The organism is Desmonostoc muscorum LEGE 12446 (assembly GCF_015207005.2).
GTDB lineage: Bacteria > Cyanobacteriota > Cyanobacteriia > Cyanobacteriales > Nostocaceae > Nostoc > Nostoc muscorum.
In genome coordinates this window covers 6,698,317-6,721,905 of the sequence record NZ_JADEXS020000001.1, presented here as the reverse complement: position 1 = coordinate 6,721,905, position 23,589 = coordinate 6,698,317, and the positions used below count along the sequence as shown (strand labels likewise).

The window sequence follows — 23,589 nt, the reverse complement described above, 5'->3', positions numbered from 1 at the left end:
CAGTTTACCAATGGAGTGAATCTCCAAAATAATAACTTTAGTAGTGGCTTACACCAACTTTGGGTTTGAGATTTGGAATTAAAAGTCTTTACCAAAAGGCTGTTGGGTGGAATTTCCAAAAAGTCAATCACGAGAAAATCCCACTACCAATACCCCCTACTCCCCATTCCCCACTCCCCACTCCCTTTTTCATTCCCCATCCTGATTCGTGACATACAGGAAGCGATCGGCAATGTTTTCGTAAAAACTGGTATCGAACCAGTAACCTTGGTGTCCTTGATCGCCCCAGGATGCTTGATATTTCATTTCAACGTTATCCAGGTTTTCATAATAATCTAGGTGACCGCTGATTGGATCTTGGAGATGGTAGTAATTCACCCAACGAACTCCATCGAGTTTGCATTCAACTGGGTTTTTGATCGAGTATTGATTTTTCTGTGTAAATTCTGGTTTCACACGGAAGGAGTTGAGGTGTTCTAAAATCCGCTGTCTAATGTACTGTCCCTCCTGTGCTACCTCTCGGAAGAAAAAGGCGATTTTATCTAGTGGTGAACCAAAGGTAATTAACCCTTTAATTTTATCCAGTAACAGACTTTGATTCTCGTCTTGAGAAAGACTTGCTTCAACACACATAAGGTTTAATGTGTCGTAAGCAATACAGCTACCAAGAGAATGCCCAGCTATTATTACTTGGTCGTAATTTGCTTGTTTATCTTCAAGAATTGCTTTCAGTAATGTTAAGGATTCTGTCAGTATTTGCTGACGAATCATTTTATAGGGCGATTTTTGGTCAGTGATGCAGTAGATGGTGATATCACCAATAAAACTAACTATGGGTGGAGTTACAAGTTGTTTACTTAACTGCCAAGCTGATTGTAAAAAACGACCTTTGAGAAATGGCCCCGCTAACAACAGAATTAACCAAATCCCCATTCGTAAAACTGGATATAAAAAGTTAAATATCCGCAGCAATATAGTGAGCGATCGCAGGCGGTATGTAAAAAAAGTTTTCCTATTTCTGTTAGCCAAGAGATCATCTAATAGAGGTTGATTCTCTTTACGGTTATAAAACTTAATTGTGCCGTCAAGTGTCTGTTCTGCCCATTGCAATATCTCAGGGACAGTGATTTTATTTTCTGTATAGGCTGACCAATAGTATTCATGAATATCAATTAGCCAATCTTCATTGTTATCAGTTGGCTTCAATCTGATAAAGCTTTCTGTCCAAAGAGAACCGTTTGATAGTCTGCGCTTAGCAATTAGGTGCTCTAGGTTGAAAGCTAAATTTTGCTGATCGAAGTATTGAAGAAAATTCTGGGTGAAAAAGTCTACAGTCTCAAAAGGATTCTGGTTGCCGATGCCGTGGATGAATAAAAATGCTGTGCGACCTTTAAGCAACCTCACCCTTTTTTGTTTATCTGTCATACATGATTACCATTTTGATAAAAAATACTTGGCTTTTAATTGTTATGATGATCTAGCTGTTGCCACTATATAATTAGTGTTGTCAGAATTGCCAAAGAACCAAATTTATTTGATTAATTTTTATTGACTTTATTACTTTATTTAAAAATATCGACGATGATTAGTTATTTTTTAAACTATTAATTTCATTTATATGTATAAAATTTAACAATTATGCCGCCGAATGTGTCTACTTGACTCAAACACAGGGTATTCTCAGTAGCTACTGTAACTTTTTGACTATGGTATGTAAATATTAATTTTTGTTAAGAAGAAATTTCTATTGATAACTGCTATATTCTTTTGTTTTTATCCTCTAGCAGATGAATTATATCTATCGATAGAATTATAAACTAGCTAGCGATAGATACCTACACCGTGGGCAGGATGTCACAATACCGATGTTTGTAGTTACACAAAATATTCAAACCACGTACTCTTGAGTATACAAACGTAAATTCTGCGAGATTTTGAGTTTTTTTATGGTAAAAACCCCTCCATCCCAATTTTCGCCAGATCAATACAAAGTTGATTCTGCAACAGAGAAAGTCCAAGCTTTGATAGAAGCGCCTGTATCAGATACTGAAATTGACCTAGACTTTCTCTACACTAGGGATATTGAATTTCGTCAGGAAACAATCTACTTTCTTGTAGTCGATCGCTTTTATGATGGCGATCCAGATAACAGCGAAGGTGCAAACTCAGAATTGTACGATCCAACTCGCCAAGAGTGGGGTAAGTACTGGGGTGGGGACTTGCAAGGTGTCATCGACAAATTGGACTATCTCAAAAATATGGGAGTTACCGCCCTTTGGCTAACTCCGTTGTTTGAACAGGTGGAAGAGTTATTTATTAGCAATGCGGCGATGCATGGCTATTGGACAAAAGACTTTAAGCGAATTAATCCTCGGTATATTGCTGACGGAGAGAACCCTTCTTTAAACGCCACTCAAGAAGAAAAAAATACGACCTTCGATCGCTTAATTGCCGAACTCCACAAGCGCAATATGAAGCTGGTGTTAGATATTGTCTGCAACCATAGCAGTCCTGATACCAGCGGTAGCAAAGGTGAATTGTATGATGATGGCGTCAAAATTGCCGACTTCAATGATGATGTCAATCACTGGTATCACCACTACGGCGAAGTGCAAAACTGGGAAGACGAATGGCAAGTGCAAAACTGTGAATTAGCCGGTTTAGCAACCTTTAATGAAAACAATACTGATTACCGACAGTATATCAAGTCAGCAATTAAACAATGGCTAGACCGGGGTGTAGATGCACTGCGGGTGGATACTGTCAAACATATGCCGATTTGGTTTTGGCAAGAATTCACCGGTGATATCACCAATCACAAACCAGATGTGTTTATTTTTGGTGAGTGGATTTACAGTAATCCTGCTGACGATCGCTCCGTGGAATTTGCCAATCACTCAGGCATGACCATGCTAGACTTTGGTCTATGTGTGGCGATTCGGGCAGCATTAGCGCAAGGATCAGAAAACGGATTCCAGACAATTCAATATATTTTTGACCAAGATCATCGCTACAGTGGGGCTACAGAGTTAGTCACCTTCATCGATAACCACGATATGCCCCGTTTCCAATCGCTGAATCCCGATGCAGCGATGTTGAAGGTGGCGATCGCCCTGATTATGACATGTCGCGGTATTCCCTGTATATATTACGGCACAGAACAGTATCTACACAACGACACTGACGGCGGTAACGATCCATATAATCGCCCGATGATGGAAAGTTGGGATACAGATACAGAGGTATATCGCTACATCAGATTATTGTCCGGCTTACGGCGACTCAATCCCGCAGTTTCAATGGGTAGCCACTGGCAAAAATACTTAACAGCAGACGTTTATTGTTACATTCGCCGCTATCGTGATTCACTGTGTTTTGTAGCTTTAAACCGGGGAGGAGAAGTTACTTTACCAGAAGTAGACACAGAATTACCTGATGGCGAACATACTTGTGTCGTGACTCGCAACAAGTATGAGGTAAAAGACGGTAAAATTTACGACTTAGTACTCCAAGAACGGGGAGTGATTGTTTTCAGCCACGTTGGAGAACGGATTAAAGCGCAAACCATAGTCCGCGTGCAGCTCAATGGCGTGCAAACCCAACCTGGTGAAACCATTGTTGTGACTGGAGACTGCCCAGAGTTAGGCAACTGGGACATCAGCAAAGCCTATCCCTTGGAATACATCAATACCAATACTTGGTTTGCGGAGATTCCCTTTAATGAGAGTGCAGGTAAGTTGATTGCTTATAAATATGCTATGTGGCGGGAAGGGCAATCGCCTCTGCGGGAAAACCTCGTTAACCGCCGCTGGGTGATTGCCAAAGAAGGTACGGTTAAATGGCGTGATACCTGGGCTACCGGACGGGAATCGTAGAATTGGGACTGGGGACTGGGGACTGGGGACTGGGGACTGGGGACTGGGGACTGGGGACTGGGGACTGGGGACTGGGGATTGGCTATTAATTCTTATCCCTCACTCCCTCATCTCCCTCATCCCCCTCATCCCCCTCATCCCCCTCATCTCCCTACTCAGCACTAAATTATAGAGACCAAAATTTTTGCGTCTGTGGTTGTTAAACTAAATAACAAACCTCACAAAAAGTGCAAAGGCAGTCCCTATGACCTCTGCAACCAATCCATCCACCGCCCTCACCCCCTTCCCAGACCACACCCAGCTTCCTGAGTCTGACGGTACTTTTGTGAAAAACTGGCAAGAGCATCCCCAAAGCATCTTACTCACTGACTCTATTACACCCGTCCTCAAACAACTAAATCCTGAAGGCCAATATTGTATAGGTCAGGACTTAGGTATTTATTGGCGTTTGACAGACCCTCTAGAAAAAGGTGCCGAAGCTCCAGATTGGTTTTATGTAGCAAATGTACCGCCCTTGCTTGATGGACAAACGCGGAGGTCTTATGTACTGTGGCGAGAATTTATTGCCCCATTGATTGTCTTGGAATTTGTCTCTGGGGATGGTGATGAAGAACGAGATAAAACTCCTTGGAAGGGCAAATTTTGGATTTATGAGCAAGTGATTCGTCCTCCATTTTATGGCATTTATGAGGCGAATAAAGCCAGTCTAGAAGTTTATCATTTAATAGAAGGAAAGTATCATTTATTGCCAAAAAATGAGCAAGGACGTTATTCCATCCCCTACTTAGAAGTTGAATTAGGTTTATGGCAGGGAGAATATCAAAATGTGGAATTACCCTGGTTACGTTGGTGGGATTTACAAGGTAATTTGTTGCTGACTGGCTCAGAAAGAGCCGAACAAGAACGCCAAAGGGCTGAACAAGAACGCCAAAGGGCTGAACAAGAACGCCAAAGGGCTGAACAGGAACGCCAAAGGGCTGAACAAGAATCCCAAAGGGCTGAACAGGAATCCCAAAGAGCAGAACGCCTAGCTGCTCAATTGCGATCGCTTGGTCTTGAACCAGAAGCTTAATATTTTGCTACGAATTATGAATTTAAAATGACTGGTGTAAAATTGTCATCTGTGGCTTAATTTCTTTAGACACAAATTTTACTGCTACCAGGGTAATCACGATGACAAATAGACCTCCTTCCGAACCTGAGTCATCCCAAAGAACTGCCCTTGGCTTTGATGAATTTATAGCCATTTTGGTTGCCTTCACCACTATCGGAGCAATTCTTTTTTGGTCACTGTCTCGCAGAGATTCTAGCTGGAATTTCAACGGGTTGCTGTCACCTTCCTCCACTTCGTCTGGTAGCGCTTACCCCGATCAAGTATTACCCTCCCCTACTCCCAAAGTAGAACCAAATACATTCCCCAAATTCAACTCATCTGGACCTGAGGCTGTTGAACCCAAGACACCTTCATTGCCGGCTAGTAGTCCAACTCCTTCCCCTGAAGTGTTACCACCTGCTGAGGTAATCCCGACTCAATCCCCACAACCACAGACGCCTATATCCTCTTCATTGGGGCTTGAGCCATCAATTACATCATCAGCATTGCCTTTAGTAACTCCAGCAAAACAAAAATCAGTTATTCCGCCGCCAATTGCATTTAACGATGTGCCTAATAACTTCTGGAGTCGGCGTTTTATAGATGTTCTTTCTTCTCGTGGTATTCTCAAGGGGTTTCCGGATTATTCTTTTAGACCAAATCAGCCTGTAAACCGCGCTGAATTTGCTGCCATACTGCAAAAAGCTTTTGACCAAGAACTGTCTAAAAGTGCGATCGCATTTCAAGATGTACCAGCAACATTCTGGGCAAATCCAGCAATTAACCAAGCCATCACTACCGGATTTCTCAAAGGTTACCCGAAAAACACCTTCAAGCCACAAGAAAATATTTCACGAGTACAAGTTTTAGTTGCCCTTGCTAGTGGGTTGAATTTGAAAACACCTACTTCGCCGAATCAGATTTTAAGTGTTTATAAAGATGCTAAAGATATTCCGCCGTATGCTACCAGTAGAATAGCTGCTGCTACAGCCAATGGACTTGTAGTTAACTATCCAAACCCCCAAATTCTTGCTCCTAACAAAGTAGCGACTCGTGCTGAAGTGGCGGCAATGATTCATCAAGCTTTAGTCAAACAAGGTAAATTGAAGGGAATTTCATCTGAGAACATTGTGCGTAGGCCTAGCCCAACCCAGGCATCGCCAGAACTTTCGCCGACTCCAAAACAGAACCCAAAGGTTAACTTATCAGCAGGCGGCTCATCTCAATAGACTACCATTTTGGCTTTTCTTAGTGCCATTCCAATTCAAGTCTAAGTTGCAACACACACTCCATCAATGCATTGACCTAGCAGGAGCTACAGCAGGCTATACTGTCAAAGTCAATTATCGTGGTACACGACAACTGCTGATTTCAACTCTATTTGCAACTGAGACTGAGCGTTACCGTTATTAATTGCAATTTCTACCCAGCCATGACTACCAACTAAAGCGATCGCATCTCCAACGTTGACATCACTATACGCTTCACCTCCTGGAATAGTCAATCCTGCGATTTGCACACACCAAGATTTGCCGTGTACACAACTCCCAGGAATATTGGTCACTGGGTTGCCAAAGCGATCGATATATTGAATGCAACCGGTTGCACCAGTTTCTGATTGACTACATTCAGCGATATCTAGCGTGAATAAGGTGGTTGGGTCGATTTCTTTTCCCAACTGTTTAAGAGGTACGCCATTGGCAAGATGAGCTCCTACCGATGCAAAAATATCTCTACCGTGAAAAGTCTTACTTGGTGAAGAGACTCGCCAATATTGGGAGTTGGTTAATTCTACAGCCACAACAGCAGGATTTTGACTGAGAACTCCGCTAAATATACCATTGTCTGGTCCGACGAGAAAACCTTGAGCCAGTTGTAGTGCGATCGCCCTGCGTGTCCCTCCCACACCAGGATCTACCACTGCCACATGCACGGTTCCAACGGGGAAATAGGGGTAAGCATTCAACAGGCAAAACCTCGCAGCCAAGATGTTTTGTGGCGGAATCTGGTGCGTCAAGTCTATGACTGTTAGCGCTGGGTTGATTTGGGCAATCACTCCTTTCATCACACCCACATACACATCGCGATCGCCAAAATCGCTGAGTAAAGTGAGAACACTTGCCTGTGGTTGTTGGATTATCTGCTGATTTGACATGGGAATATAGAATCGAAGTTCTCGAAAAACTGTATCACAAGCTACTATTTTTTGACGCTCGCCAAACTTTTCGGTCTACTGAGTGTCGTTGAATCCATTCAAACTCCTTAGCCGATTACAGTTTAACCAAAGTTTCCGCATTTATTTCCTTACCTAACTTCTGTAACGGTATACCAGTAGCGATATGGGCTGCTGCTGGTGCAAAAATATCTTGATCGTGAAAGGTTTTAGAAGGCTTGTCAGTTAACCAGTAATCTGGATTTGTGAGTTCAATGACTTGAATTGCTGGACTTTGAGAAAGTACACCGCTGAAAATTCCATTATCCGGTCCAATGAGAAACCCTTTTGCAAATTCTATAGCGATCGCCCTTCTGAAACTTCCTACTCCCGGATCGACAACTGCCAAATGTACTGTCCCTGAAGGAAAGTATGGGTAAGCATTCATCAAACAAAATCTAGCAGAGGCAATATCTTGTGGTGGAATTTGATGTGTTAAATCCACTATCGGGATCTCTGAGTTAATTTGACAAATTACTCCTTTTATAGGACTAGTATTTGATTTCTGAAAAAGCTCCGTACATCTGTAAAGTGTCAAAATCAAAGTTAGTGTGTCGGAGAAACCACTCAAACATCCATTTGAGATGAGAGAACGAAGGAATCAAAGCACAGAAACGCCGCACCCAGGTTTTAGCTTGTAACCAAATATCCTCAATTGGATTTTGTGATGGGCAATTAGGAGCGAAGCGAACGCAATGAATTTTCCACTGGTCTGGAGACAAACCTTGGTTTATCTCTCCTAAAAAGTTTTGAACCAGATGTGAACGATGGTAAGAAGCACCATCCCAAAAAAGCAGTAATCGTTGGTTGGGAGACTGGTCTAATAAATAACGTAAATAATCAATTGTATTGTCTGAATTGCCAGCATTGTAAGCTTTAAGAAGCAACTTACCATCGAGATAATCAACCGCCCCGTAGTATGTCTGCTTCTCTCGTTCGTTAACGATGCCAATTGCTATTTCTTGGTCAGTTTTTCCCCAGACATAACCAGTTACGTCTCCCCATAACAGATGGCACTCATCTATTAGTAATACTCTCAGTCTTCCTTCTTCTATCTCCTCTCTATTGCTGTCCAACAATTTTTCAATCTGTTTTTTTTTGCAGCTACAGCCTCAATGTCCGCCTTTGGGTTTAAGCCAGTAGTTTTTTTCCAACTAATTCCCGCCGCGTCAAATAAATCATAATAACTCCGTTTCGATTCGTAGATGACATCATATTCAAAAGCCAATTTGTATTCCAGTTCACCAAGCTCCCAAATCTCCTTAGTTTGCAACCAACTTAATACTTCTTGTTGCTGTTCATCGCTCAGGTAACTCTTTCTGCCTTTATAATTTAAGCGCAATCCGCAAATTCCATATTCCTTATAAGCTTGCTTCCAGCTTGTTATTGAACCAACAGAGACATCTAAAATTGTTTGAATTTCCTCATACTTGTAGCCTTGATAAACCAGTTTCACTGCCAAAGCTTTTCTCACCTCACGGGCATCCGGGCGATTATCTATAAATTCTTGTAGTTCTGCGTTAGCGAAGCTCACCGAAGGTATCGCAGGTTGTAGATGCTGCTCTATCATTGTTCGCTCTTAGACAGATATCTCTCTCCGTATTATCTCGTACACTTTTTCAGAAATCAAATATGATTCCTATAGATACCCTTGCCACTGCTGCTTTGTTAGGCATTAAAGATACAAAAATCCCAATGATAATCGGTCTGATTAGTTACTGGGGAGTAGGATTAGGGAGTACTTATCTACTAGCATTTCATTGGAATTTTCAGAGTGTTGGGATATTGCTGGGCGAGTACCTTGGGCTGTCTGTAACTGGAGTTATCCTTACATCACGCTTCTTTCTTAAAACTAGACAGATGCCTTAGCTCATATCTTGCACCTGTAGGGATAAACCAGGAATAGAGGAGTAGAGAGCTTCAAAAAGTCACACTAAAATTAGTAGGGGTTTAGCAATGCTAAACCCCTACCTTAGTTGTGGTCAGAAAAAATTATCTCTGCCGCTGTCTCAACAAGTATTCAAATGTGCTTGTGGTCTTAAGCTTCTGGAATTTGTTTACCGACAACTTGTGATTTAAGAGTAGTGATTTCACTAGTTAACTCTTTCCTAGTTGAGGCTTTGAGTAAATAGCGGTAAATAAACCAAGCAGAGTACCCAATACCAATCAACTCAAAAGTAGGAGCTACCAAGGGAATATCATTCAAAGCATCTAATATTGCCAAGAGTACTTTAACCCCAACAATCGCTCCCACAATTAAACCAACGGTAACCAGGGGCTGCTTATATTGATTAAAGAAGTTTCCCACATATTCGGGCAATGATGCTAAAAAGCTAGAAACTTGCTCTGCATATTTTTGCAATTCATCTTGAGGCTGCGCGGGAGGCTGGAGTTTGGTTATAGTCCCCGTTTGGCTGTTGATTCCTGGCACTGTAGCCTCTTTGGATGTGGTTTCCGTAAATTCTTGTTCTGACATTTTCACTCCCATTAATTTGACAGTTGAGTTTTTCTAATCTGGATAATTACAACCAAAAGGCTCTTGATTAGGTAATGCACAAGTCCACCACTACAATTGGGTCAAGGGCAGAAAAAGGTTTTAGTATCCTATAACCATAATTGCCCCGTAATATCTACTGCATCAACTACAAGGTAGAAAGTCAGTAGGAGGATACAACTCAGAAGGCAGCAGAATGTATTATAATCAACTTTTTAAGTTGTATTTTTGCCATCAACTAGAATCCTCAGGTTGTAGATTATCCGATTCAGTGTCATTTGCTCATAATCGTACTAAATCTCAGTACAAATCATGCAAAAATTAATCCACCTCTCATTTATATAAGCTTAAAAGCCGATTTTATCCGATATTAAAGCTATCTTAAGGCGGGATGGTCAATCAAGCCATTGGTATTGATATTAATACGTAATATAAGTTTTTTTGTGTTTACATATACTAGACTTGGAAACTATTTTATGGTGATGGGATTGGGGACTGGGGATTGGGGACTGGGGATTGGTTACTGGGTGCGGAAGATTAGCTACAATCCAATTCCTACTCCCCACTCCCTACTCCCTACTCCCCAGTCCCCAGTCCCCAGTCCCCAGCATAAGCTTATCCTAATTATCTGGTGAGTAATGATTTGCTCTTGCTATAAAAGAGGATAATCTAGATGTAATCACCAGTTAAAGTGTTTGCACAAGCTAGACTAATTTGGTGATGTTTGCGGGAAGGCAAGGAGGTTTGAGAAATGCCAACTCAAAAGCCAACCCCTATTGACAGCAGTTCAGAAAGCAAAAAAGTGTCAGCGTCAGAGCCATCAACAGACGAACTCCCGACCATAGAATTTCCCTCACAAGGGAAACTCAAAGCCAGTTCTTGGCGCATTCATCAAAAAATTGGCTATGGCTATTTTGTAGCTATTGGAATTGGGTTTTTCGGTTCACTGACTGGCTTGGTAATCGCCAACTATTACCGAGGAAGGGAAGTCAGGCAATTAAATCAAGCTCATGAACAAGGACAATTACTGAGTAATTATAAGGATGCAGTAGTAGGGGCACAGTTGCATAGTTCTAACTTAGTTGCTGTGTTGGAAAATTCACAACGGTTGCAAAGCAAAAAAGCTGATTTTCTGAAAAGTTTTGAAAAAGCTAAGCAACTAGAGTCAAAAATTAATGGATTTATTGACAGTAAGCCTCGAAGACTAGCTGCAACAAGTTCTAGTTTACAGACGTTATTGCAGGATTATGAAACTAATTTAAAAGCTTATGTTGAGCAAATTGAGGCGGTTTTAGAGAAAATTGATTCCCGGCCAGTACAGCCTCAGGAGATTTCCTCAGCCCGATCGCAGTTATTAAAAATCATGCGTAGTGATACAGCCATGCGGCTAGATCAGCTTTCGCAAAATTTGACTAATATCCTGCAAACTGCGGAAAATCAAGAGCAAGAAAGGCAAAAATCCTTTGAGGACGCAAAACTAGTTGAGCGATTTATAGTGATTGCGAGTATGCTGGTTTCCGTGGCGATCGCAGCTATTGTAGCTTGGCGGACTAGTCGAGCGATCGCTGAGCCAGTAATCGTTGTCACCGAAGTGGCTGAGCAAGTCGCAAGGAAATCTAATTTCGATTTGCGAGCTCCCATTACCACTGAAGATGAAATTGGACTACTCGCCAAATCTCTGAATCGTTTGATTGAGGGAGTCTCTGAGCGAACTAAAGAATTACAACAAGCGAAAGAATTAGCTGAAGCTGCTAGCAAGGCAAAAAGCATATTTCTGGCAAATGTCAGCCATGAGTTACGCACACCGTTAAATGCGGTGATTGGCTTGAGCCAACTTCTAGAAGACGACGCCACCGATCTTGGTTTATCGGCAGATTTCATCACAGATTTAGAAACAATTAACTCAGCTGGGAAACATCTACTGCACTTGATTAACGAAATCCTCGACTTGTCAAAAATTGAAGCGGGGAAAATGACTCTCTACCCAGAGACGTTCGAGATTGCGACGCTGATTCATAATGTGGTTCTCACAGTCAAATCAACTATAGAAAAAAATGCCAATGTTTTGGAAGTGAATTTTGATGAGCAACTTGGCACCATGTACGCCGATCAAACTCGGATGCGCCAAGTGTTATTAAATTTACTTAGTAACGCAGGGAAATTCACGACAAACGGCAAGGTGATTCTGACAGTCAAAAGAGAAAAAGACGACTTGAGGCCAGATGCTCCTTTGGGCAGCATTACTTTCACTGTCAGCGACACAGGCATAGGTATGTCTCACCGTCAACAGCAGCAATTATTTCAACCTTTTACACAAGGAGATACATCGACTACGAAAAGATACGGTGGTACAGGACTGGGTTTGGCAATTAGCCGTCACTTCTGTCAGATGATGGGCGGGGAAATTATTGTCAACAGTCAGCCGGGAGTTGGTTCTACTTTCACTATTCGTCTGCCGATGACTGTGCAGGAGTGAAAGTGCGTTAGCGAAGCTCGTCGTAGACATCGCCACTCATCGCTACCTACTGAGAAAATTATCCGTAATAGTGTAAAGATAACATGTATCTACCCTACGGAATAGTTAAATCTTAGGTGGAGCAATACCTGTGCCGATTATTAAAAGTACAAGCTTCGTTGAAGGACAGCGGGTTGAGATTTACATTGAGGTAGATGAACAACCTCAAACAGATATTGAGGTAGATGAACAACCTCAAGCAGATGTAGATAACGTCAACTGGGCGAATACAAGAGACGGTTCCGCCGAAAAGGCTGCTCAAAAGGCTGCCCAGGCTGCCCAGGACGTGGGCAATGTTTTTGGAGAGAGCATAACACTGGCCCGAAAATGTGCTGCCCAAGCTATACAAAATTTTCAACAAATGCACGATACTGTCAAACCCGACGAATTACAGCTACAACTGGGTATAAAAGTTGGTTGTGAGTTCGGTGCAGTAATACCAGTAATAGCAAAAGGTGGTGCGGAAGCACAAATACAAGTCACGATGAAATGGAAACTTAAAGAAACTCCCCAAGAATCAAGAACTCAGGACACTTCTCAACAATTGGTAAATTCAGTACCTAAGTAATACCATTTCACTTTAAAGTTGATACAAATACCTTGGTAGGGGCGCACAGCTGTGCGCCCCTACAGTAAATCTATATGTATCAAGATTTTCGTGAAATGGTATAAGTCGGCTGTAAAGGTTTGTAGTGAGCGCTTCAACGCTAAAGCGCTCACTACAAGCTTTACTTTTCTTTTCTAAGTCTTCTGAATTGTGAGTTCTGAATTCTGAATTCTCAATAGTAAAGGCTTTTAATCCAAAATCCAAAATCCAAAATTGGTATGAGTGTGAAATCAATTTCGCCTAAATTAGCTAATATATTGCCTTACACGCTGATTGTTGGTCAAGAACGGGTAAAGCTGGCTTTGGAACTGGCATATATTGCCCCACGCATTGGTGGTGTGTTACTCAGTGGACAACGTGGAACTGCTAAATCTACGGCAGTACGGGCTTTTACTAGGATGATGTACGATAAACTCCCGGTGACTTTACCAATTAATGCTACAGAAGACCGAGTAGTGGGGGGTTGGCGCATTGATAAATTAATGCAGAGTAAGCCGGAACCACAACCAGGATTGCTCAAAGATGCAGATAAAAGCTTACTTTATATTGATGAGGTTAATCTACTTGATGACCATATTGTGAATATTATTCTCGATGTCACCTCCACAGGAGTGCTGGAAGTGCAACGAGATGGGCAAAATAAACAGCTGTCGGTTTCCTTTACGCTTGTGGGAACGATGAACCCAGAAGAAGGGGGACTGCGACCACAGTTACTAGACCGCTTTGGTTTAATGGTCAGCGTTACAGCAGAAACTAATGTAGATGAACGAGTAAAAATTCTAGAAACAGTTTTAGAGTTTGATCGAGCAGTAACTGAATTCAAATCCGGGAAATCGTCACCTTATATTAATGACGCTTTACAAGAAGATAAAAAACGCAAGGATGTACTGGAAAAAGCAAGGGAAAAGTTTTCCTCTGTTACAATGCCCGAAAACATTTCTAGAAACTGCGTCAACTTAGCACTACGTGTCCAGGCAGAAGGCCACCGGGGTGATTATATTATCGCTTTGGCAGCTCGTGCCTACGCGGCGCTTCACGGTGTAGAAGAAGTAACAAACGAGCATGTGGCAGCTGTGGCTCAGCTGGCGCTTCAGCATCGTCACCCTGAAGGTCTCCAAGACAACAAGATGCTGTGGAATGAAAAATATCAGCTGATTGTAAGAGATATTTTAAATCTGGAAGGTGACTGAGTTGGCAAAATCATTTGAACTCAGTTTGAGTGACTCATTTACGCGATCGCTTGCTTGTGCTGCCATCACTCCAGGTTTGCGAAGTATTCTGCTGTTTGATAGCTCTTTGGAAGTGTTGCAGCTGACTGCTCAAATCACAGCCGAAATGCTGAAAGTTGTCGTTGGGTATCCAGTGAAGATTCTTTATCTTAACAGCTTTGAGTCTGAGGAAAATCTCTGGGGTAGCTGGCAGTTGGGCGCTCAATCAAAAAAACAACTCTTGCAATGGAAACCAGGTTTACTAACAAACGATTCCGAACTTCGCTTGGCGATAATTCCAGACTTGACAAAGCTGAGTCTCGCAGCAGCACGAGCTTGTGTGGTGCTAATGGGAGCAGATGTCGCACACCTGGAACGTCACGGAAAGCAGAGCCAATTCCAACCAAATATCTGCTGGTTGGCGGGTTGTACTACTGGCGAAGTGGGAATGGTTTCTCCACACTTGTTAGACAGGTTTGCTCTGCGGTTAAAGGGACAGGTGAGGAAGACGACAGACAGGGCAAAGGAAATTCTGGAATTGATTGATGACCAAGGATTAAGAAAAGCCAAGCAACCTGAACCTGTACCTCTACCAATTGAAATTAGCGACAAACTAACAAAAGGTCTGCAACATCATCCTCAAATTACCCCGGAAGCCATAGCCAGGATACTGGATTACACCCCACAACCGGAAATTTACCCACGGAGAGAAATTGCTTTAGCACGATTGTCTCTGGCAAATGTGCGGCTAGAGGGTGCAGATGAAATGGGCGCAAATCATGTAGATATTGCTGCTGGGATGATTGATTTGGAACCTATTAGCGAACCGATAAAAGAAACACCAAATCCGATTCCTGAACCCGTCCCACAACCCCCGCCTAAAGAAAAAGAACCGCCATCAATCCCAAATCCAAACCTTCCAGGCGCAACCAAGAAGATAGCTGAGCCTGTTTATCAACCGGATAAACCTGAGTCTTTATCACCAATACCCGTCAACCTGACTTCTAAGTTAGAAAATCCTTACCCAGAGGATACTGCTGCTGTTGAGCGGGAAGTAGATTCGCTACGCTTGCCTACGAGATATTTCCGATCTAAGGCTGCGGATCGAGGTTCCATTATTGGCGTAGAGAAAGCAAAGACTCTCCAAGACATAGCATTGGTGACGACGTTACTAGAAGCGGCAAAATATCAGCAAATTCGCCGCAAACAGTATCGGGGAACTGAAAAACCCTTATTGCTGTTGTCTCCTACAGATTTTTATTCCTATCGGCGATCGCCCCTACCAGAGCAAATGCTGATGCTAGTAATCGATCATACCTGCTTACAAGATTGCGACTGGCAAGAAGAATTATTGCCCTACCTAAGTTGGGCGTATGTAGAGCGGGCTAGCGTGTGCTTAATCCAGGTCGGAGTAGCAAATGCCAGCAATTTTTTACAAGCTCAGCGAATCATGGCACACAGTATACTTGTGGAGCGAATTGATGAGGGACTAGAAGCAAGACCCGGTAAGGCGACTCCCCTTGCTCATGGTCTGGATTTAGCGTTGCAGACCCTACGCCATGCGTTGCAACACGGACGTAGTACTGTACAACAGGCGGTGTTGGTAGTAATTACTGACGGGCGGGGGAATGTGCCACTGGCAGCTAGTCGCATCGGTAGTATTACACGACCTGTGAAAAATGAAGGTGTGCAGGATGCTTTCGAGGTTGCTGAAAGTATCGGAAAATTAGATAGAGTCAAGGCGGTTTTGCTGAATCCGCAGCCCAAACAATATCGAGATTTGCCCTTAGAACTAGCTGAAAAAATGGGTGCATCTATATCTAATATTCCACCACTGGAAATAGTGAAGGAGGAATGATGGCTGATAAACCAAAGCTTCGTCAAAGAGCGACCTCTGGACCAAAAGGTGTGAGTCAACCCAAAAACTCACTCCCTGAATCTAAAGAGACAGCAAAGCGAACCAAAGAGCTTACACCAAAAGGTACCGTAATTCTAACAGAAGAAGAAGAATTACCCGAGATAAAGGAACTTTGCATCACGACTAAGCCACCAAAAAATATGGCAATTTTGCATATTTTTACAGATGGGAAGAATAAATATAACATATGGGGAGTGAATTCATACAAAAAACTAGAAAAAAAACGTCAACCAGAAAATAAACCTCATCTTTCTTTAGCAGTACCAATAAATGGCAAAGACGATGCTAAAAATATTAAGAATAATATGAAGGAATTTTCCGATTTAAATAGTCCTCTTACAAAGTGGATAATGAGTCTAAGGGACAAGTTTGGGGAAAATTTATGTTTGGTAATTGTTGACTACACAAATTTTGAAATTCCTTGGGAGATGTTAGAATTAACACCTTTTAAAGCTCAATCACCACCTCAATATATAGGTGCATTGATTACAACAGTCCGTTGGCGAAATATTAACAACGATAGTGTTGATTCTTGTGATCCTTTTCTTGTGTTAGATCCTAAACATGAATATTCCTATGGTATAGCAGTAGCGTATGTACTCGAAGAATTACAAGTAGAAAAAGAGATTAAAGCTTTAACAGATTTGCGAGCAGAAATCTACCACAGTCGTCAGTATGAGATGAAGCATTTCCACACTTATTTACACAGCGATAACGCTGACCATAGTTTTGTTTATATCTCTAGTCATGGATTTTTTGGAAATAGTCCAGACGAAATAGCTATAGGTTCACAAAAAGATAAGGAGCAACAGTTAAAGTTAAACGATTTAGTTAAGCATCCGCTAAATCCGGGTCGAAAATCTCAGGGAATTGTCTTTATAAATGCCTGTCATTCTGCTCGTGAGGTAAGTGATCCTGTTCAGTGTCATAGCTATCGTAAGAATTTTATAGAACTTTTTTTGAGGCAAGGAGTGCGGGGTGTAATTGGTACACTAGGTGCTGTAAATAATGATGTTGCATCTGACTTTGCTTGTGAGTTAATTCAAGAATTTTCACAGTCCTCTGACCTTCCTGTTGCTGCACTATTAAAAAAGCTGCGGTCAAAGGCAGTAGAAAATTTAGGCGATGAGCCAACTTCAGAACAGCTTAAATTCTTTATCAATACATTCATGTATGTCTACTACGGCAATCCAATGACTGTACTCCGGCTTACCCCATCAGGAAAATAGCCTCATGTCTAATACTCAGGAACGAGCTTTATCTATTAAGCCTATTATTAGCTACCCGGGTCAAGCAGAGGTGGATAAAACTTACCTAATGACAATTGACTTGCAATCATCTGATGAGTGGCCTTATGAGGAAGAAGAATATCCAATTTACTGTATGTTGGATACTTCGCCGTTGTTTAGTTGTGAGCCTTTGGGTGAGCCAGCTGTGGTTTTACACCGCTTTGGCGGGAGTTATGGGCCGGCAGAGTTTTTGCTGACAGCCGCGCAAAAAGAAATGGAGGGAGAAATTACGGTAACCTTGGTGAATAATTGGGGGATGCCAATTAGGGTGCTGAATCTTGACATTACTCAAGCGGTAACTCACAGCCAAGAAATTATTAGCACTCACGAACGTGTAACTTCTATTCCTCAAAAATCGGAGAGAAATTCATCGATTAATTATAATCGCAATCCTTATATTCTTGGTAGTCCAATTCGTAAACCTGAAATGCTTTTTGGGCGACAAAATATTTTCAATTTTATACAAGACAATTTGCAAGATGATGCAAAATTTATCTTATTACAAGGTCAAAGACGTATAGGTAAAACTTCTATTTTAAATAATATTCCCTTTTTTATATCTCAAGATGAAGTTGTTTTTGTAACTTGCGATTTACAAGAACACGCCTATTCAACTCTAGGTGAAATACTACATGCGATCGCTCATGCCATTGTGGAACAACTTCAACTAGAAAATACTATACTAGATTCTCTATTAAATGCAGATTCAGAAAATATTCACAGCATTTTTACTCTTGTATTTCTACCACTAGTTTACGAAGTACTAGATAATTACAAACTGGTTTTATTGTTAGATGAATTTGATGTTGTCAGTGGAAATGAGACAAAAAACGCTGTTGAATTTTTACGTTTCTTAGAAAATTTAGTTACACAACAAGAAAAATTATGTGTGATTGCAGTAGTTGGCAGATATCTCGATAGTATGCCAAGTTTGCTGCAATTATTCAAAGATAGTCCAATTATCGAAGTAGGTTTGCTGGATCAACTCAGTGCTAGGCAGCTAATTAATCGACCAGCAAAAGGAATTCTGACATACGAACCTGATGCGATAGAAGCAATTCTAAAGCTATCGTCAGGACATCCTTATTTTACCCAAGGGATTTGTTTTCAGCTGTTCAATCAAGCCAGAAGTGAAGATAATTGGAAAGTCACTGATGAAAATGTGAGGTATATTTTCCCCGAAGTATTTGACACACTACAAGCACCATTAGCAGTAGTTTATGATTGTTTATCTATCCTAGAGCGGGTGGTTTTTTCGGCAGTAGCAGAGGCTCAACAACAAAATACCTCAGAAAACCCTTTAAAGTTACTTGAAGACTATGGATTTGTGATAACATATGCTTTGAAAGAAGCCATACAACTCTTAATTAATAAAGATTTTCTAAATATTAACCCCATTAAAGTCAAAGTAGAATTAATCCGTCTTTGGCTACTAGAACGTCACCCACTGCGGGATGAAATATTGCAATTAGAGATACACGACTCCCCAGATTCTCCAGAACTATTTGTGGGAAGGGAAAGTGAAATTGATGCTGCTTTTGAGCAAATTTATAACCGTAGTCACTTGGCGATTTGGGGCGGACCAGGAATGGGCAAAACCTCCTTTCTCCGCTACATAGCTTCGGCTTCTCCTCAAGTATGGCAAGAACATAAACTAGATTCATCGCAGGCTGTAATTGTTCGCTTTAGTTGCAAGACAATTCTACCTTTTACTCCCTCTGGCTTTTGGAAAAAAGTACTCAGCTTCCTGAAGCATAATCTGTACACTGAACCAGGATTACAGACTAAGATTGATACTCTTTTAGCAAAGGGTAAAACATCTATAGATAGTCTGCGTCAGGTATTAGGGAAACTTGGGCAAAGAGAAAAATTCTTGGTACTGTTAGTAGATGATTTTGATGTAGCTCTTGTTCAAAATCCAGAATACTCGGAAGAAGATATGCAAAACTTCTTCATGGACTGTCGTAATTTGGCTGTTCACTCAGCGGAAGCACGACATCTGTCAATGATTGTTACTTCTCTTAAGCGTCTTAATCAACTGCTACGAAAGCTCAGTCCCAACGCTTCTCCGTGGTACAATCATTATTTATTTTTGCCACTTCAGACATTTACTGATACCGAAATTGACCAATTCCTGCAATCATTTAATAAACCAATTACACCACAATTACTGGAAGCAATAGGAGAAATTACTGGTGGGAATCCGACTTTACTAAATATTGTCAGTCCTTTGATTTACCGAGAACTAGAAAGCCAAAATCCAGTAGATACTCAAGAATTTGTTAATAAATTAGAAAGTAGTACTAAGCAGTTTTTCGCAAGTATTTGGCACAGTTGTTCTGAAGTAGAACAGACTTTGTTAATGCTTTTTGCTCTGTCTGGTTTGAGAGAACGTTTGCATCCAAGGCTGCGCTTTGACTTGAGTGATTTTAATTTGATATTGACTCAAATGCAGAGAGAGCTAACCCAACTGGAAGAACAAGGTATACTTACTCAAACTTTTGGTGAAGCTAAAAAGATTTATTCTTTGAGTTCATCAATAATGGAGCTTTGGGTAATTCAAGAACTTCAACAAACAGATGAAAACTGGTTGCAAGCACGAGAAAAAGTTTTTCTCAATTTGATGAGTCACCAGCAGCTTGATGAATTCGCTACAGCTATTAAATGGCTATGGAATAATAAAAATCATATACCCTCAAATCTGGAATGGTTTGGCAAACTAGTGGCTGCTATTCAACAAATAATTGAAAGCTAATTACAGCGTATTTCAGGACACGGGTAGGGGCACAACATGTTGTGCCCTTACAATTATCTGTACCTCACGCCTGTTGCAATTCGCTGTATTTCCGATCGCCACCATCCCCCACAATAACCCAAAACCCCTGCCTCATCACGAATTCGGTTCCCCAACCAAGACAATTGAACACTTCAATTCTTGAATCATCTGGGTTGTGACTTGGCTAACGGCTAGTCCACCGGCTGTGCGATAACGCACGGAACGTAACACGACTAAATCAAAGGCTTGAGCTTGGCGAATTACTGCTCTAGCAACATCATCACCCTTGATGGTTTGAATACTCGTATTCACCTGTAACTGGCTCTTAGAGGCGATATCAGACAATTGAGAGACAAATTTTTCCACTAGATTTGGGCGGGTGTTGCGATCGCAAACGTGCAACAATACAACTTCTGCCTGATTTACATCAGCCAAAATCTGAGCAAATCGTAAAGCGCCTATGGTTTGGCGAGTTAAATCTCCAACTGGTACAAGAATTTTTTGGATTGTCTTGGGACTACTCAAAAGGCGCGTGACTGCTACCGGACAGTGAGAAGACCAAAAGACACTATCAATTACATTACCAAACAAACGGGCACGTAAACCTGTTGTCCGCGACCAACCCATCACCACCAAATTAGCGTTTTGTTCTCGACTAGTGCGGCTAATTGCCAAAGCTATATCATCATCAATCCGATTTGCAGGTGACACTTCCACATCAAATTCTTGACTGATTTCTCTAGCTAAATTCAATCTTTGCCGACTTTGGTCAAGTGCTGTTACTAATTGTGGATCGTCCATTTGGATATGTGCTTTAGTAATAGCTAATGGCACAATTTTTCCAGATTCATGACTAGCCAGCAATGCTGCCATTTCTATCAGATAACGCTGGGTTTGAGGGTTGTATATTGGTACCACAACAGTAAATGAATCTTGTTTTTTTTCTGCTAATTCCCCTTCATTACCTCCCCACCAAGTAGCCAGACTATCTGTTTCAAAATCTGTTTCTTGCAGCTGTAAAGAAGAAGCAAATCTTGCTGTGATTATCGGTCCTAATATTGCAGTCACCAGCATCAGGACAATCACACTGTTTAACACGCCTTCATTGATTAGCCTTTCACCCGCAGGATTTATACTTTGATAAGCTACCAAAGTTGCTGCTAGTGTAGCTGCTACCTGTGGCAGTGACAACGACCACATCGTTAGCATTTCGGCTGTATTATAGCGGTACAACAGTTTAGCTAAGAATGCTGCGATAAATTTGCTACCAATCAAAGCCACTACAATGACTACAGTCAACCAAATTGAACTGAGGGTTTTAATAAATGCCGGAATATTAATTAATAATCCCATGTCCACAAAGAAACAAGGGATAAACAAAACACTACCAATAAACTCAATTTTTTCTTTAACTGGGCTACGTCCCAAAACATCGTTGACAGCTAAACCTGCTAAAAAAGCGCCAACAATTTTTTCAACTCCAATTATCTGCGCTCCCACAGATGCCAAAAATAATGCTAGTAATATAAACAAAAACTGGTTACTTTGTTCGTCTCCTGAGCGACGAAAAAATTCTTTTCCTGCCCAGTCAAAGCCAAATAAGACAACAACTGAGTAAATTGCTAATCCACCTAACAACATTGCTAAACTCAAGGCGGAAAATTCTCCTCCATGAATTCCCACACAAATTGCTAATACCAGCAAAGCACCTGTGTCAGTAAAAATTGTGGCACCAATTGTCACAGTTACAGCTTCATTTGTGACCACACCCAGACGGCTGACAATTGGATATGCCAAGAGAGTATGCGAGGCTAGCAAAGAACCAATTAAGACTGAAGAATTCCAACTAAAATTGAATAAACGTCCGGTAATAATGCCAGCAATTAATGGAACTATGAATGTGAGTATCCCAAACCCAATTGAGCGATTTTTAGTTTTCTTGAACTGTTCTAAGTCAATTTCTAAACCTGCTACGAACATCAAATAAAGTTTACCGATATCCGAAAGCAGTTTCATCGTGTCAGACTCGGAGTTTAACAACTTTAGCCCGTTTTCTCCTAGAATTATCCCTGCAAGCAACAATCCCACTAACCCAGGGAGTCGCAGACGTTCAAATATAGGGGGTACAGTAAAGATTACTGTCAGGAGAATGGTAAATGCAACGATCGGACTGTCTGTTAACAAGCTTGCTGGCATTTGTAATAAATAAACCTAATTTGTAAGTGTACTCTCTCTATGGATACGAAAATTCACTTAAAATTTCCGCAGGCTTAAGTTTTTTTGATTACCATTAATTAAATCTTTAACAGTATAATTGTTGCATGGCGATCGCAATTCTATCTTAAGAAGGGTTTGTTTAGATCCACAGACATAAATATGGATTTGGAGATTGCGAAGATTATGGATATTTGAATAACCGTAAATAGGATTTATTATTTGTAAATCGTGAGATTTTAGAGAAATAGAAGTTTATGTTGAAAATAATTCAAAATATTAGCTTGTTAATAAATTTAATGTAAAAAGAATGCCAATATATTGTTAAATTACAACATCAAGTTTGGTAATGTAGAGCAATAGAAACTAATCAAATCACTCATGCAAAGGTTTTACCCCACCCTAACCCTCCCCTTATAAAGGGGAGGGAACTAGATTTCTTTTTTCCCCCCTTTATAAGGGGGGATTAAGGGGGGTAAAAGGTATGTGGGACAAGAAGCATTTGAGCTTAAGTTGACACCAATGGGCACTGCCGTGCCCCTACACCTCGCAATATCATGTTGTACCGCATCTGAATGGGAACCGCTATATACGCCAGCCATATCTAGAAAAATCTGGAAGACCGCTCTTGTGGGTTCCTATCAATGATAATTTTAAGCATTGAGAACCCCTAAAAATCAGAGTTTATGAACGCAGCCGACGATAAAACAATTGTTCGCGAGTATTTCAATTCCACAGGGTTTGACCGTTGGAGGCGGATTTACGGCGATGGCGAAGTCAACAAAGTTCAACTGGACATCCGCAATGGACACCAGCAAACCGTGGATACAGTTCTCGACTGGCTAAAAGCTGATAACAATTTACCACAACTATCAATCTGCGATGCTGGCTGTGGTGTGGGTAGTCTCAGCATTCCGCTGGCGGTAGATGGCGCTAAGGTCTATGCAAGCGATATTTCTGAAAAAATGGTAGAAGAAGGCAAAGACAGAGCCTTGCAAACCTTGGGAAATGCTGAAAATCCTACTTTTGCTGTGCAGGATTTGGAATCGTTGAGTGGTAGTTACCATACTGTTATTTGCCTAGATGTCCTCATTCACTACCCCCAAGAAAAAGCCGATGAAATGATTTCTCACCTCTGTTCTCTCGCACAGTCGCGGATAATTCTCAGTTTTGCGCCGAAAACCTGCGCCTTGACTATACTCAAGAAAATTGGTAGTTTCTTTCCTGGGCCTAGTAAAGCCACTCGTGCATATTTGCATCGTGAGGCTGATGTGGTGAGAATTTTGGAAAAGAACGGCTTTGCAGTGCAACGCCAAGCGATGACTAAAACTCGCTTCTATTTTTCACGTTTACTGGAAGCTACGCGTGGATGAAGGAGATGAGGGGGA

At 41.4% G+C, this 23,589-nt stretch carries 16 protein-coding genes and 1 pseudogene; 11 read left to right on the top strand and 6 right to left on the bottom strand.

The features are described 5' to 3' along the window. Positions 1-189: 189 nt before the first annotated feature. A complete protein-coding gene (locus tag IQ276_RS27880; RefSeq protein WP_235116038.1) occupies positions 190-1,425 on the bottom strand; it encodes an alpha/beta hydrolase family protein in 1,236 nt (411 codons plus the stop codon). A 521-nt stretch (positions 1,426-1,946) separates the two neighbouring features. On the opposite strand from IQ276_RS27880, the gene IQ276_RS27875 reads away from it, so the two are divergent. The 3 genes from IQ276_RS27875 to IQ276_RS27865 all read left to right on the top strand — a co-directional run bounded on the left by IQ276_RS27875 (position 1,947) and on the right by IQ276_RS27865 (position 6,197). Further along, entirely contained in the window at positions 1,947-3,875 is a 1,929-nt protein-coding gene (locus tag IQ276_RS27875; protein WP_193924166.1) for an alpha-amylase family glycosyl hydrolase, read from the top strand. A 244-nt stretch (positions 3,876-4,119) separates the two neighbouring features. Next, positions 4,120-4,947, top strand: a complete 828-nt coding sequence (locus IQ276_RS27870) for a Uma2 family endonuclease (protein WP_193924059.1) — start codon at positions 4,120-4,122, stop codon at positions 4,945-4,947. A gap of 101 nt (positions 4,948-5,048) precedes the next feature. Beyond that, positions 5,049-6,197: an S-layer homology domain-containing protein gene (locus tag IQ276_RS27865; RefSeq protein WP_193924061.1), complete on the top strand. Its 1,149-nt coding sequence runs from the start codon at positions 5,049-5,051 to the stop codon at positions 6,195-6,197. A gap of 110 nt (positions 6,198-6,307) precedes the next feature. On the opposite strand, the gene IQ276_RS27860 is transcribed toward IQ276_RS27865, so the two are convergent. The 3 genes and pseudogenes from IQ276_RS27860 to IQ276_RS27850 all read right to left on the bottom strand — a co-directional run bounded on the left by IQ276_RS27860 (position 6,308) and on the right by IQ276_RS27850 (position 8,750). Further along, positions 6,308-7,123 (bottom strand): SAM hydrolase/SAM-dependent halogenase family protein, encoded by an 816-nt coding sequence (locus IQ276_RS27860; protein ID WP_193924063.1) that lies wholly within the window; start codon positions 7,121-7,123, stop codon positions 6,308-6,310. Between the two features lie 118 nt (positions 7,124-7,241). Further along, positions 7,242-7,724, bottom strand: a pseudogene (locus IQ276_RS27855) (SAM hydrolase/SAM-dependent halogenase family protein); the annotation flags it as partial. After that, positions 7,672-8,750 (bottom strand): IS630 family transposase gene (locus tag IQ276_RS27850; protein WP_193926078.1). Its coding sequence is split into 2 segments (ribosomal slippage): positions 7,672-8,282 and positions 8,282-8,750, totalling 1,080 coding nucleotides; the frame shifts between segments, so codons are not numbered across the junction. The gene IQ276_RS27850 and the pseudogene IQ276_RS27855, both read right to left, overlap by 53 nt. A gap of 62 nt (positions 8,751-8,812) precedes the next feature. Here IQ276_RS27850 and IQ276_RS27845 point away from each other — a divergent pair. Continuing rightward, entirely contained in the window at positions 8,813-9,049 is a 237-nt protein-coding gene (locus tag IQ276_RS27845) for a hypothetical protein (protein ID WP_193925974.1), read from the top strand. A gap of 169 nt (positions 9,050-9,218) precedes the next feature. Here the strand turns inward: IQ276_RS27845 and IQ276_RS27840 are convergent, their stop codons facing one another. Further along, the gene (locus IQ276_RS27840) at positions 9,219-9,656 is read right to left on the bottom strand and encodes a CAAD domain-containing protein (protein WP_228043597.1); all 438 of its coding nucleotides are present in this window, start codon (positions 9,654-9,656) and stop codon (positions 9,219-9,221) included. 769 nt (positions 9,657-10,425) lie between these two features. Between IQ276_RS27840 and IQ276_RS27835 the strand changes: the two genes are divergently transcribed. The 6 genes from IQ276_RS27835 to IQ276_RS27810 all read left to right on the top strand — a co-directional run bounded on the left by IQ276_RS27835 (position 10,426) and on the right by IQ276_RS27810 (position 19,966). After that, the gene (locus IQ276_RS27835; RefSeq protein WP_235116037.1) at positions 10,426-12,150 is read left to right on the top strand and encodes a sensor histidine kinase; all 1,725 of its coding nucleotides are present in this window, start codon (positions 10,426-10,428) and stop codon (positions 12,148-12,150) included. 130 nt (positions 12,151-12,280) lie between these two features. After that, a complete protein-coding gene (locus IQ276_RS27830; protein WP_193917770.1) occupies positions 12,281-12,757 on the top strand; it encodes a CU044_2847 family protein in 477 nt (158 codons plus the stop codon). A gap of 257 nt (positions 12,758-13,014) precedes the next feature. After that, a complete protein-coding gene (locus IQ276_RS27825; RefSeq protein WP_193917768.1) occupies positions 13,015-13,986 on the top strand; it encodes an AAA family ATPase in 972 nt (323 codons plus the stop codon). A 1-nt stretch (position 13,987) separates the two neighbouring features. After that, positions 13,988-15,862, top strand: coding sequence for a hypothetical protein (locus IQ276_RS27820; protein ID WP_193917767.1), 1,875 nt, complete (start codon positions 13,988-13,990; stop codon positions 15,860-15,862). Then, positions 15,859-17,151: a CHAT domain-containing protein gene (locus IQ276_RS27815; RefSeq protein ID WP_193917765.1), complete on the top strand. Its 1,293-nt coding sequence runs from the start codon at positions 15,859-15,861 to the stop codon at positions 17,149-17,151. Before IQ276_RS27820 ends, IQ276_RS27815 begins: the two co-directional genes overlap by 4 nt. A gap of 4 nt (positions 17,152-17,155) precedes the next feature. Further along, positions 17,156-19,966 (top strand): ATP-binding protein, encoded by a 2,811-nt coding sequence (locus IQ276_RS27810; protein ID WP_193917763.1) that lies wholly within the window; start codon positions 17,156-17,158, stop codon positions 19,964-19,966. Positions 19,967-20,101: 135 nt separating this feature from the next. On the opposite strand, the gene IQ276_RS27805 is transcribed toward IQ276_RS27810, so the two are convergent. Continuing rightward, the gene (locus IQ276_RS27805; RefSeq protein ID WP_228043110.1) at positions 20,102-22,183 is read right to left on the bottom strand and encodes a cation:proton antiporter domain-containing protein; all 2,082 of its coding nucleotides are present in this window, start codon (positions 22,181-22,183) and stop codon (positions 20,102-20,104) included. Positions 22,184-22,887: 704 nt separating this feature from the next. Here IQ276_RS27805 and bchM point away from each other — a divergent pair. Beyond that, positions 22,888-23,574 carry a magnesium protoporphyrin IX methyltransferase gene (bchM, locus tag IQ276_RS27800; protein ID WP_235116036.1) on the top strand — a complete coding sequence of 229 codons (687 nt, stop codon included), beginning with the start codon at positions 22,888-22,890 and terminating at the stop codon, positions 23,572-23,574. Positions 23,575-23,589 lie beyond the last annotated feature (15 nt).